A 13,460-nucleotide genomic window follows, 5' to 3' on the forward strand; every position below is an offset into this window, starting at 1 on the left:
CTTGGATAGCTTTTTTGCATAGATATACCTCTTTCTTAACTATGCTTATTTTACCTCATATTTTCGAGATCCTTAACAGGTTCTTAGAAAATAAAAATGATGAATCATCAGAGAAAAAGTTTGCAAGAAGAGAGAATCAAATAAAAGAAGGTATCGAAAAATTAATGGAAGATTATTATAGTCAAGAAAATGCAGGAGAGAAAGGATATATAAGCGAGGAAGAATTTAAACAGACAATGAGAAAAATGAAAGAACGCTTACAAGGGATAGAAGAAGAGAAAAAAAAGGTAGTTGATCAGAAGGCAGTAGAAAAAGGAATAAGTCTTATTATAAATAGCATAGAGAATTTTTATTCTAGTGTAAAATCGAACCTGGAACAACTAGATTGGCAAACTAAGCGCGGCATTATTAAAGCATTGATAGGACAAATTAACATTGGTTGTGATCAGGTAGAAGTAGGATTTCAGATCGAAGAACCAGCACAGGATGGGGGAATTCTTAATTTGTATCACTGTACTACACATCATAATAAGGGGGTTGGCAAAATGTGTCAAGCAAGTTTTTTCGTTTCTATAAATCTGGATTTCAGCGTTATGCGCTGGAATGACAACGTGAGGTAAATTTTTCAACATCCCAAAATTACAGAATTCAGTCTGTTTAATTAAGTGTGAACTGTTACACGAAAATTTTGTAAACAGATTAATATACCCTGTTTTTGCTATTCATCTAAAAATGGAACCATAGAGTACGTTGAGGAGCGTAAGCAAATTTTAATGCAAAAATTACTATCAAAAAATAGATTATGCAAGAGGTCTAATTATTCTGCCGCAATTTTGCTCTATCACACTTGCCACATTTAATATTCCAGCTTCATCATAATAATTTCCAATCACTTGCAAGGCAAGTGGTAAACCCTCATTGGAGAGCCCAACAGGAACAGAAATAGCAGGTAATCCTGCCAGACTTGCCGGCACAGTAAACACATCATTGATGCACATAATTAACGGATCTGGCTTTTCATTTAAGCCAAAAGCTTCTGTTGGAGCAGATGGCACAAGTATGTAATCTATTTTTTCAAACGCTTTTATAAAATCATTTCTGATTAATGCCCTAATGCACTGCGCTTTTTCGTAATATTCATTATAATGACCTGAAGAAAGCGCATGAGCGCCAATTAAAATTCTTCTTTTCACCTCTTTACCAAAACCTTCTGCTCTTGTTAGTGAATACATTTCTTCAAGGGTATCAGCATCAACCCTTAATCCATAACGCACACCATCGTAACAAGCAAGATTGGATGAAGTTTCAGCAGAACAGATTAAATAATAGACTGGTATTGCATATTTAGTATGTGGCAGAGTAATGTCAACAACTTCAGCGCCATTTTCTTTTAAATAGGAAGCAACTCTTTCCCAATTATGAACTATTTCCTCTGAAATTCCATCCATCCTATATTCTTTTGGTATACCAATACACTTACCCTTGACATCACCATTTATAAAGCTAGAAAATTTAGGCACTGGCTTTTCGCTCGATATTGAATCTTTTGTATCATAGCCACAAATTGCTTCCAGCATTAATGCTGAATCAGAGACAGAACGAGTAATGACTCCTGCTTGATCCAGAGAACTCGCAAATGCAATCATACCAAAACGCGAGCATCTTCCATAAGTTGGCTTTATTCCAACTACTCCACAATAAGCTGCTGGTTGGCGTACAGATCCACCGGTGTCGCTCCCTAACGCTCCAGCGCATAAAAATCCAGCAACCGATGCTGCAGATCCACCAGATGATCCACCAGGAACAACTTTTTCCCCATCACTTTTTCTAATCCACACATTTTCAACAGGGCCAAAATAGCTATTTGTGTTCGCAGAACCCATAGCAAATTCATCCATATTAAGCTTACCGAGCATGGCTGCTCCACTTTTTAAAAGCAAGTCAGACACCGTAGATTCGTAAGTCGGAACGAAATTTTCCAGCATTTTTGAGCATGCTGTTGTTTTTATTCCTTTTGTACAGAATAGATCTTTGATGCCAACTGGTACACCCATGAGCGGCGAGATTAAATCATCCTTTTGCCTAGAGAAATGTTCATCTGCAGCTTTAGCAGCTTTCATTGCTATCTCTGGGGTTTTTGTTATAAATGCATTTAATTTCTCATTTTCAACCGCACTGATGTGCGCCTCTACGAGTTCAACGGCAGAAAAACTCTTTTTTTTGAGCCCGTCATGCATTTGTGTAATACTTAATTTTCTTAGTTCATTCATCAATATTTAATTTTTAGCAAGACGTTAATTGTAACATGGCACGATAAAAAATCCATACATTTATAGTTACAGCTAGAAATGTAGCTAAGGTAACTTAGATTCACCGATAATCGTCATCCCGCTACTTGTTAGCGGCTAAGAGATACCGCAGCGGTATGACGTAGAAGCTATACTTTTATACTCACCAACTCAGTATCCAATCCGGATTGTATCTTAAAAAGGTCAAAAGACTATAATAAGCAAAGGAGTGATACTGTATCTGAGTGAAAATCGTTGAGATCCCAGTGTCTGCTGCTTGCATAGCATTTATTTACAAAAAAATAGTCATGCAAGAGACTTTGCTTGGATATTTGATATAATTTAGGTCTATTAAAGCAAAAAATACTAACATGAATGAAGTGATAACATTTGGTTGTCGTCTAAATTTTTACGAGAGCGAGTTAATCAAAGAAGCATTAAAAAAAGCAAAGAGAGAAAATGTTGTTGTGGTGCATAGCTGTGCAGTGACAAACGAAGCAGAACGTCAGGTAAAGCAAAAGATACGTAAGATTTACAAAAATGATCCAAATAAAGAAATTATCGTAGTTGGTTGTGCTGTTCAGTTGGATCCAGAAGTTTACAGTAGCATTCCTGGTGTAAGTAAAGTGCTCGGTAATCAAGATAAGCTAAAAGCTGAAAATTACTTACTAAATGACGATAAAATCTTGGTCAGTGATAACCAAGTAGAACCTGTTCTAGTTAATGGATTTGAAGATAAGTCAAGGGCATTTATTGAAATTCAAAATGGTTGTAATCATAGCTGCACATTTTGTTCAATTACTGAGGCAAGAGGGAATAATCGATCTGTGCCAATAAACAGTATTATAGAGCAAATCAGGATCTTTGTAGAAAATGGATATCAAGAAGTAGTGTTTACAGGGGTTGATATTACTGACTTTGGTACAGATTTGTTGGGTAAGCCATCACTTGGTTCAATGATTAGGAGAGTTTTAAAGGATATACCAGAGTTGAAGAGGCTAAGACTTTCCTCTATCGATGTTGCTGAAGTTGACGACGAATTAATGGATTTAATAGCTAATGAGTCAAGACTTATGCCTCATTTACATTTGAGTCTACAATCTGGTAATAATTTAATACTAAAGAGAATGAAGCGTCGTCACAGCAGAGAACAAGTGATAGAATTTTGTCATAAAATGAAGAGCTTGAGGCCTAATATAGCATTTGGCGCTGATATTATTGCTGGATTTCCAACAGAAACTGATGAAATGTTTCAGGATACAGTTGATTTACTGAAAAAAACAAATATAGTTTACCTACATGCTTTTCCATATTCAGAGCGGAAAAATACACCTGCTGCACGAATGCCACAAGTACCAGAGAATGTGCGTAAAGAACGAGTAAAAAATTTAAGAGAAGTAAATAAAGGAATTATGAGCAGTTTTTGTCAATCCTTGATCAACACTAAGCAAAGTGTTCTGGTTGAGCAAAATAATGTCGGTAGAGCAGAAAATTTTGCATTAATAAAGCTTGAATCAAGAGCGCAAGCTAAAAGTATTGTGAAAGTTAATGTTACAGGCGTAGAGAATAATTATTTAATTGGAAATACTCTTTCTTAATTTTTGTACATTAAAGAAATATATGATATGATGGTTATACTATAAATGATAATTATGGGTTCATTTGTGATAACTAAAAGATCTATTACTTTATTTTTGATTTTAATTTCATGTGTCTATTTTTTTATTACTTATATCGGTAATTATGTACACGTTGAACAAGTTATTGGAACACAACTCTTAAAACTAGAAACGGACAATAATGAAGATGTAATGCATTCTAAAGAGGTTACTGAAAAAGAAGTACTAACAGAGGATTTAAAATATCAAGAACCTGAAAATAGTCCTATTAAGCAACCTTCTATTCTCCAAGTAGCTGATCAGAAAAATATGTGGTCACGTATTGCAGATCAAGCTGAGCCTACAAAAGAAAAATCAAAAAAACTTGATTTTTATGTTAGCGCTAACGGTGGTAAGGTATACCATGATAATTCAGAAACATTTGTAAAGGGTATACAAGAAATAGGAAAAAGAGTCCTAACTTTAGTTGAAAGTCATCATGGTTTTATAATAAAAAATATAGTGGCAAATGAAATTCAAAGTATACAGCAATTTGATGGTAAAATTGATTTCCAGTGGTTTAGCAGCATGTCTTTAGGTTACTATGCTGGAGAAAATGGTAAAATTGATTTTGAAGCCGCGTATTCTATAGCCAATATTGAAGATAGTAATTCTCCTCCGGTATTTGATAAATCAGCAAGTATATTTGCGTTTTTGTTAAACTTCTATTATAATCCCAGCGTTCAGGATACACAATTTGCTCCGTACATCGGTCTTGGTATAGGACCAACAGTTTTTAGATTAAAAAGGATTAATGGGTCACCCCAAAATTCAATGCCACTGAATGTTCCTTGGTTTGCTTATCAAATAAAACTTGGTGTTGATTATTCAATAATCCCAGAAATCAAAACCTTTCTCGGCTATCGTTACTTTAGCGTTCCGATACCTGTTGCAGATGACATATCTACTCACAATATTGAAGTTGGTTTGATATTTAATTTTTAGTGATAATTTAATATATATATAAATTCTTATCTTTTCTATCTAACAAACCAAATGTTGGTACGATTGTTGCTTTTAAAAAAATGACAGTTTCTACTGTTCTAATATTATTCGCTAGCCTTTTTGATTTCTGATGCAATAAGCTTTGCTTATCTTCTCTATGTTCTATAAGCCCGCCGATTACCATAATTTCACCGCTCCTAATTCTTAACATAGAGTTCATTTCTCTGATTTCAACAATTGGAATGTCGCTATTTAATTTCATTTTACTCTGCTGTGCGACGTACTCTATATCTGGATCTTTAGTGTAGCCGTTAATTCTTGATAAAGTTGGATGTATATCCATGAATATTTCACTAGTATCAATGTTAATGCTTGGGTGGATTATTAGCACAACACCTATTGGGACGCTATTCATCTTGGTAATTAAGGTCTGATTAGAGTTTCTAGCATCTTTTTGTATATCGGAGGTAAAATAAATATGGTTTTTAGTAAATGAAATCATCGCTTGCTGATTATTTATAGCATGTACTCTGGGGCTTGAAATTACAGTTGAAGTGCCAAATTTGTCTAAATTTTTTACTAAATCTCCTAGATCATTTGCACCAAAGTTCATTGCTAGGTTAATAATGGAGTTATCTTGATTTATTATAGACTTAGTTCCATCTTGTAAGTCATTTAAGTTCATACCAGAAAGGTATTTGTCATCTAGCACAACTTCAACTATTTTTGCCTCTATCATTACTTGAGAAGACGCTAACTTCTTAACCTTATTAATATATTCTTCAACAGCTTTGTGGATATCTTTTCTAGCATTCAAAATAATAACACCAGCTTCTTTGTTGGATGAAAGGAATTCGCCATCATCCACCCCGTTAACATCCATTATTGCATTCAAGCCTTTTTCTAATGAATTCCATAAGTCACTACTGTATTGAGACTTCATAACATTGTTATAGTCCCTATCAACGTTACTTCCATCACTGTTAGTAATATTGTTATTAATGACGAAACTGCTTTGAGCAGAATGTTGAATATTGATGAAGTCTACGTAATAATTTTGTGCGTATGGCAAGTCCTGCTCAATTCTAATTACACCATTACTTGTTGAGTAACGCAGTTTGGCGCTATTTGCTATACTCTGAATTACTTCGTTTATATCCTTATCTTTTAGCTTTAAAATAATATTACCTGATATTTTTGGGTCCATATCCAAGTTGACGTCAGAAAGTTTTCCTATCTCAATCAGCAAATCCTTTACTGATACTTCTTCACTAACATTAATAGAAATAAGCTGATTACTGATTGTGAGATCGGGAAACTCTATTGGTAAAGGCATAATTTCTGGTATTGCCGGTTCATTAATCTCCAAAGAGGTGTTATATTGTTGCAACGGATAATCGTGCTTATAATTGTCTATGTTAATAGGATATTGCTTGGTAGGTAGATGTGTGCAAGAAATAATGAAGAGGAGTATTAAGCATTTAAAAATAGCCATTAGAACAGCATACAAAATCTATACTAATAGATTTCTATAAAAATATTAAAAATGTATTTAATCTCATTTTCATCGAGCAGATAATTGTCGTGTATTAGCTTTGGCTATGTATTTTTTGTATACTCTTCTTGTACTTAAATGTAGACCAGCATAGCCCTAATTTTTTTATATATTTTACTTCTTTCTCTGTATTTAATAATAGGCTTGAAAATAAATGGTAAGCCTATAATTGTTAAGCTTAGAGCTAGGGTTGAAAGTATACAACAGGCTTTGTGTTTACTATGTAGCTCTTTCAGGTAAAGCATCAAAAATCTACAAAATTTTTTGTAATTTTCTTCGATGTTTTTTTTGCTATGAGCCTTGCTAATGAACATATCTATTGCGGTATGACCGTTATTGCACTTAATGTTAAGGTCTGCACCTTTTTCTGTTAACAACTGAGCTATATCAAAATAATCCTTTTGAATAGCAAGATGTAGAGGTGCAAAACCTTGTTGCTCACAAATGTTCATATTGGCTCTAACTTCCAATAACATTTTCACAATTTGTGTATGGCCTTTTTTAACTGCGAGTAGCAAGGGAGTTCTGTTACATTTAGTAACAGCATTAACGTTTACCTTAAGCTTCAATAAGAGCTTAACTGTTTTAGTGTTACCATTATGGCTAGCTTTATGCAGCCTAGCGTTACCATTAAAATCTTGATCGTTTGCTTCTATTCCCTTTGAAACAAGAAATGTTACCATTTTTCTATTATTATGCTCAATAGCGCAATCTAACGCATCAAAACCATGGTTGTTTTTTGTGCAAAAAAACTCTTTAAGTTTAATTTTATCGTTACTTGCTTGCTGTTTTTTTGCAATAAGTTTTACTATTTGCATTTTGTTGTTATACGCTGCTAGGAAAAGCGTAGTGTTATTTTCTGCATCTTTGGCTTCTATATTTGCACCTTTCTTTATCAGATATTCTATAATTTCTGCTCTGCTGTCATAATGTGCGGTGCATTGATAAATGGTTAAAAACAAAGGAGTACGAAAATTGTTATCTTCACATTCGAGATTTGCTCCGCTATCAATTAAAATTTGGACGCTTTTTTTAGAACCGTATAGTGAAGCTATATGAAGAGGAGTATAGCCCTCTTTGGCATCTTTTTCATTAATTTTTGCGCCTTTTGTTATCAAAAAATCTATTAATTCCGTGTCATCTTGTAGTGCAGCAAGGTGCAGTGGAGTGAATCCATTTTTATCCTTGGAATTAATTGTCAGTTGGTTAACAAAAAGTTTAGCAACTTTCTTGTGTCCATGCATAATGGCGTAATGCAGAGGGTTTCTATTTTCGTTGTCTACGACATTGAAATCAGCTTCGTGCTCTAGTAATGACTTTACTCCAACCAAATCGCCTTCTTTTGTGAACTTATGCAAGAGAGTGATTCCACTTGCATCTTTTGAGTTAATATCAAATCCATTTTCTACTAATTGGTTTATATCTTCCTCACGCGCCATATCACTTAAATCTCTAATTAAACTCTTTTCGCGTTAATAATACTCCTACTTGATTAAGTTTAAATGAATCTGTGAGAAATGGCTAGTGCATTCTTGCATAACAAACTTTTGGCAGCGCATTGGATGAAACGAAAAACTTACTTGACAAACTCCGCCAGCCCTCTTATCATGAAACTGAAGCTATTTATTTATCTTCACAATCTCTGCAGTGGATTAATGACAAAAAACTTAATGTATTTGGCGTAAATCATGCTTAATTTTTTGCACTATGTGCACCTCGTGTCTTTATAAAACTTTTAGGTTTCTACCTATACAAGCCGAAACGCGCTTATAAAGTGTTTAAGACAGTAAAAGACGTCAAATAGACAAGGGAGAATTTGAATACTAGCTACCCTAGGGTTTCTTTGCCTTTTTTTTTATTTGGTAAATTTCTTAACATTTATAGCTAAACGACAACTGTCATCCCTGTAAAGGTCAAGTATCCCGCTACCTGTTAGCGGGATCTAGAGATACCGTGACGGTATGACGTAGGATTGCTGTCATTCTGCTACTTGTTAGCGGCTGAGATACCGCGAATGAATCGCGGCATGACGGTTCGCGGTGGCATGACGATAAGCTCGTCATCCCGTTACTTGTTAGCGGTTGAGATACCGCGAATGAATCGCGGTATGACGGTTAGCGGTGGCGTGACGATAAGCTCGTCATTCCGCTACGTGTTAGCGGCTAAGAGATATCGCGGTGGCATAGCTATAAATTGTTGATATCTTTTTTATATCACATTTTTAACTTACAATAGTTAGCCAGCGTTCCTTACATTAACCAAATCTTTCAAATTCTGCACTCACCACTACCTATAACTCACTTTCACGCAATATTGATCGTTCTTAAAAAGCAATCTAACATTTTTTATTCCTTGATTGCGAAGCTTTGATGCAGCTGATTTAGCAGCCTGAGCACTTTTAAAAAATGCAACATATCCCTTACTTTCTGCATTGTCTTGTTTCGGATGACGTTTCTGCATTTCTTTTTCATATTGCTTTCTGTAATGAGGAGTATTTTGTATCAATTGTTCTGACATCTTTCTTAGGTATTGAACTTTTACTTTTGCAAGCCCAGATTTATGAAATCCTAAGACTTGAGCTGCTTTTTCTGATAAGTCTATTATTCTGCCTTCAATAAAAGGCCCTCTATCGTTAACCCTTGTAACAAGCTTTCTTCCATTTTCTAAATTAGTGACAAGAACAAAGCAGGGTAAGGGCAAAGTCTTATGCGCTGCAGAGATCAAGTGACGGTTAAACGCTTCACCATTTGCTGTAAGTGTGCCATGATCTTCTATTCCATACCACGATGCTATCCCTATCTCTTCATAGTGTTTACAGTTTTTTGGATAATAAGTTATACCATTTATTGTGTAGCTGCTGCCAATTTTATAATGACCTGCAGTGCAGTTAAACCTGTTGCTAAAACTGCAGCTACTTATCAAAACAAATATTAGACATAGAAAGGTTAGGTTTTTTATCATTGTATTCGGTAAGAGGGTTCGATACTATGAGGATTTTAAATTATACTATAATAAATTTAGTAATGAGTAAACATCTACTGCTAAATATTAACAAAACTCAAAAAGGAATAATACATATTATTGGTATAGGTGGAATCGGAATGAGTGCCATTGCTGAAATTCTTCACAATTCCAATTGCAAAGTTCAAGGCAGTGATGCACAATCAAACGACAATATAAATAAGTTACAAAAGCTAGGTATAGAGGTTTTTACTGGTCACAATGCTAATAATATAAGCCAAGCTCAAATAGTTGTACATTCTTCTGCAATAGAATCTGATAATGTGGAGTTAATTGCGGCAAAAAATAACAATAAAACCGTTTTGCATAGATCAGACATACTTGCTGAAATTATGAAAGGTAAATATGTGATAGCGGTTTCAGGTTCAAGCGGAAAGACAACAACAACCGCTATGATTGCTTCCATTTTTGATCATTCTGGCATTGATGCGACTGTAACTGTAGGAGGGATATTAAATTCCTATAAGAGCAACTTCAAACTTGGAGGGAGTGACACTTTTCTGATCGAGGCTGATGAGTCTGATGGAACTATGCTAAAAATCCCTGCAAAGATTGCTGTCATAACAAGTATCAACAATGACCACATAGATTATTACGGCACATTTGATAATATCAAAAATGCATTTTCCCAATTCGTGAATAATGCAGGTTCTGCAGTTTTACCTGATTCTGTAGACATCGATTATGATGCGGGTAATTCTATAACGTTTGGGTTTGAGAATGGTAGCATAAGAGCCAGCAACATTAAACAGCATGCTAACAGCATAGAATTTGATGTGTTGAACAACTGGATTCCAGCATTACGTGCTGGAATGACAAAAGGAAAGTGTACAGAGATGTCATCCCAGTGCGTGACACTGGGATCCAGCCCTTTAAAAAACATAGTACTATCAAATGCAATTGGAATTCACAAAGTAAGCAACGCCCTAGCTGCAATATCAGTTGCGATAAAGCTCGGAATTAGCGATGCAGATATTAAAAGAGGCCTTTTGGAATTTCAAGGAGTAGCAAGAAGATTCTCTTTGATTGCCGATATTAAAGGTGTTAAGTTAATTGAGGATTATGCCCATCATCCAAATGAAATATATGCAACTTTAACGGCTGCACGTTCGATTACTAAAGGAAAAGTAATAGGAATTATCGAACCACTTCGTTTTGCCCGCATTCGTAATTTTTTTGATGAATTCATACGAATTTTCATGATGTTTGATTATGTCATCCTCACTCCTGTTCATCCCCCAGAAGACAAGCCTATTCCTGGTTGTGGGATTGATGATATACAAAAAGCTTTAATCAGTAATGGATTTAATAACACAAAAATTATGAATGATGCTTTGCTCATTTCACATTTTATTAGTGATTCGACAAGTTCAAGTGATATAGTATTATTTATTGGTGCTGGTAGTAATATAGCTAAATTGGCAAAGGAAACTGCAGCACTTATTGCGGAAGTTAAGGTTTAATGTAATGAATAAGATAATCAATAACGTATTTGCAAGAGAAATTTTAGATAGCAGGGGTTACCCAACCGTTGAGGTAGAGATTGGGCTCTGTGATGGAGCAGTAGGCAGAGCATCTGTACCTTCTGGAGCTTCAACCGGTAAATTAGAAGCCTTGGAACTCAGGGACCAAGATGAGAAAAGGTATTGTGGTAAGGGAGTGCTGAAAGCTGTTCAAGCTGTAAATGGGATAATAGCAGATGAAATCATTGGAATGAATGCAGCGGACCAAAATGCAATTGATAAAGCATTAATTGAACTGGATGGAACAAAAAACAAATCAAAACTTGGAGCAAATGCAACTTTGGGTGTGTCTCTTGCAGTTGCAAAAGCAGCAGCAAACAGTTTCAAAATGCCGCTATATAGATATTTGGGAGGAAAGCAGACGAGTGTTATGCCGGTTCCACTCATTAACATAATTAATGGTGGAGTACATGCAGACAATAAGCTCGATTTCCAAGAATTCATGATTCTTCCGGTCGGTGCTGAGACTTTCAGCGAAGCGATTAGAATATCTGCGGAGGTATTCCACAACTTACGTAGCATTCTTAAGAAAAAAGGTTATAGCACAAATGTAGGGGATGAAGGTGGTTTTGCACCAAATATTGAAAGTATTGAAGAAGCACTTGATTTGATCATATACGCTATAGAATCAGCAGGTTATTCAGCGCAAAGTGATTTTGCACTAGGCCTTGATGTTGCTTCATCTACTTTTTATGAAGATGGAATTTACAAATTTGAACACAGAGATCTTACTTCAGAAGAGTTGACTGAATATTATTGTAATCTTGTGGAAAGATATCCAATAATTTCTATAGAAGATGCAATGAGTGAAGACGACTATGAAAGTTGGAAATTACTTACTGCAAAATTGGGGAGTAAAATTCAATTGGTTGGGGATGATTTGTTTGTTACAAATTGTGAACTGATATGCAAAGGAATAGAGGAAAAAATGGCAAATGCTGTACTGATCAAGCCAAATCAAATAGGGACGTTAACAGAAACTTTTGCTGCTATTGAAATGGCAAAATCAAATGGCTATAAAGCTGTTGTTTCTCATCGCTCAGGTGAAACAGAAGACACAGCAATATCTCATATAGCAGTTGCATCAAATTGCGGGCAAATAAAAACCGGGTCGCTATCGCGTTCTGATAGACTCGCGAAGTATAATGAGCTAATGAGAATAGAAAGCACGTTAGGAAAGGATGCTAAATATTATCGTGGGTTAGCATGGGTTTTATAGACGAAGTAAAATTGTGTTTAAAAGCCGGTGACGGTGGTGATGGCTGTGCAAGTTTTCGTCGAGAAAAGTTCGTTGAATTTGGTGGTCCAAATGGTGGTAATGGAGGAAAGGGTGGAAACATAGTTTTCATCAGCGACGCTAATCTCAACACTTTGCTTCATTTTCGTTATAGAAGACACATTAAAGCAGATAGTGGAAAAAATGGTGCAGGCAGGGATAGATCTGGCACAGCAGGGAAAGACGTTATACTTAAAGTTCCAGTCGGTGCACAAATAATTGATGAAGAAAGTGAAGAGATAATAGTAGACCTTGACAAGCCTGGTATGGAATTTCAAGTAGCACAGGGTGGAAAAGGTGGACTTGGAAATACTAATTTTAAATCTTCTACTAATAAGGCACCAAGACATTTTACTTACGGTCAGCCTGGCGAAGAAAAACATGTATTATTAAAACTAAAAGTTTTATCAGATGTTGGAATTATTGGCATGCCAAACGCAGGTAAATCAAAATTTTTGACTCGCTGCTCAAATTCCGATACAAAAGTAGGCGATTATCCATTTACCACCGTAAGACCTCATTTAGGCATGGTAAAAGTGGATGATAGCGAAGTTGTAATAGCAGATATTCCTGGAATAATTACTGATGCTCACCTTGGAGTTGGGCTCGGGCATAAATTTTTAAAGCACATAGAAAGGTGTCAAATTTTACTTCATTTAATCGATGTAACTCACGATGACGTTGTTTCGGCTTATAGTTGTATCCATAATGAATTGGAACTTTACAATAGTGATCTTGTTGAAAAAGAAGAGATTGTAGTATTAAACAAATGCGACTTATTGAGGGAAGCAGAAATTCTGGAAAAGAAGAATCACCTAGCTAATTATCTCAATAAAGAAGTGCTGTGCTTATCAATTAATGGTGATTTACAGCCTATTTTAAGATTATTAAGTGAAAAATTGAAAAAGAGTAATTCTAAGGAAATCGATGTATATGATCCTTTTAAGATGTGAATTTCATTTATTTTATCATATAACTAGAATATATTTGTACGAACATTTGTTTTTGTTAAACACAACAAATCCCAGTGTCAGCTACTTGCATCTACCACACAACTGTACGAACATTGCAATTTGCAGGCAATTTGCGTGGCAGATGGTGTCATCCCAGTGCTTGACACTGGGATGGCTTTGTTGCATCGCTACTTATGAAAGGCTAACTATAGTTAGAATTATAAGCAACCTATTGAAAATC

9 protein-coding genes and 2 pseudogenes are annotated in these 13,460 nt (G+C 35.3%); 6 read left to right on the forward strand and 5 right to left on the reverse strand.

The features are described 5' to 3' along the window. Nucleotides 1–620: pseudogene (locus OZD63_RS00675) on the forward strand (hypothetical protein); the annotation flags it as partial. 180 nt (nucleotides 621–800) lie between these two features. Here the strand turns inward: OZD63_RS00675 and gatA are convergent. Continuing rightward, a complete protein-coding gene (gatA, locus tag OZD63_RS00680) occupies nucleotides 801–2,270 on the reverse strand; it encodes an Asp-tRNA(Asn)/Glu-tRNA(Gln) amidotransferase subunit GatA (RefSeq protein WP_274979482.1) in 1,470 nt (489 codons plus the stop codon). Nucleotides 2,271–2,659: 389 nt separating this feature from the next. Here gatA and mtaB point away from each other — a divergent pair, with 389 nt between their 5' ends. Both mtaB and OZD63_RS00690 read left to right on the forward strand, forming a co-directional pair. Further along, the gene (gene mtaB, locus OZD63_RS00685; protein WP_275007823.1) at nucleotides 2,660–3,886 is read left to right on the forward strand and encodes a tRNA (N(6)-L-threonylcarbamoyladenosine(37)-C(2))-methylthiotransferase MtaB; all 1,227 of its coding nucleotides are present in this window, start codon (nucleotides 2,660–2,662) and stop codon (nucleotides 3,884–3,886) included. Nucleotides 3,887–3,952: 66 nt separating this feature from the next. Then, entirely contained in the window at nucleotides 3,953–4,891 is a 939-nt protein-coding gene (locus tag OZD63_RS00690) for a P44/Msp2 family outer membrane protein (protein ID WP_275007824.1), read from the forward strand. Between the two features lie 7 nt (nucleotides 4,892–4,898). Here the strand turns inward: OZD63_RS00690 and OZD63_RS00695 are convergent, their stop codons facing one another. The 3 genes from OZD63_RS00695 to OZD63_RS00705 all read right to left on the reverse strand — a co-directional run bounded on the left by OZD63_RS00695 (nucleotide 4,899) and on the right by OZD63_RS00705 (nucleotide 9,407). After that, nucleotides 4,899–6,386, reverse strand: a complete 1,488-nt coding sequence (locus tag OZD63_RS00695; RefSeq protein WP_275007825.1) for a type II secretion system protein GspD — start codon at nucleotides 6,384–6,386, stop codon at nucleotides 4,899–4,901. Nucleotides 6,387–6,520: 134 nt separating this feature from the next. Next, entirely contained in the window at nucleotides 6,521–7,885 is a 1,365-nt protein-coding gene (locus OZD63_RS00700; RefSeq protein WP_274979486.1) for an ankyrin repeat domain-containing protein, read from the reverse strand. Nucleotides 7,886–8,732: 847 nt separating this feature from the next. After that, entirely contained in the window at nucleotides 8,733–9,407 is a 675-nt protein-coding gene (locus tag OZD63_RS00705) for a septal ring lytic transglycosylase RlpA family protein (RefSeq protein ID WP_038250396.1), read from the reverse strand. A gap of 26 nt (nucleotides 9,408–9,433) precedes the next feature. Here OZD63_RS00705 and murC point away from each other — a divergent pair, with 26 nt between their 5' ends. Genes murC through cgtA form a run of 3 tightly spaced genes read left to right on the forward strand, consistent with a single transcriptional unit; the run spans nucleotide 9,434 to nucleotide 13,219 of the window. Continuing rightward, entirely contained in the window at nucleotides 9,434–10,930 is a 1,497-nt protein-coding gene (gene murC / locus OZD63_RS00710; RefSeq protein WP_274979487.1) for a UDP-N-acetylmuramate--L-alanine ligase, read from the forward strand. Nucleotides 10,931–10,934: 4 nt separating this feature from the next. Further along, nucleotides 10,935–12,209 carry a phosphopyruvate hydratase gene (eno, locus tag OZD63_RS00715; RefSeq protein WP_275007827.1) on the forward strand — a complete coding sequence of 425 codons (1,275 nt, stop codon included), beginning with the start codon at nucleotides 10,935–10,937 and terminating at the stop codon, nucleotides 12,207–12,209. Next, entirely contained in the window at nucleotides 12,197–13,219 is a 1,023-nt protein-coding gene (gene cgtA, locus OZD63_RS00720) for an Obg family GTPase CgtA (RefSeq protein ID WP_174515741.1), read from the forward strand. Before eno ends, cgtA begins: the two co-directional genes overlap by 13 nt. 101 nt (nucleotides 13,220–13,320) lie before the next feature. On the opposite strand, the pseudogene OZD63_RS06210 reads toward cgtA, so the two are convergent. Further along, nucleotides 13,321–13,392 (reverse strand): annotated as a pseudogene (locus OZD63_RS06210) (WPE palindromic element domain-containing protein); the annotation flags it as partial. Nucleotides 13,393–13,460 lie beyond the last annotated feature (68 nt).

This window comes from Wolbachia endosymbiont of Drosophila leontia, from assembly GCF_028981785.1.
Classification (GTDB): domain Bacteria; phylum Pseudomonadota; class Alphaproteobacteria; order Rickettsiales; family Anaplasmataceae; genus Wolbachia; species Wolbachia pipientis.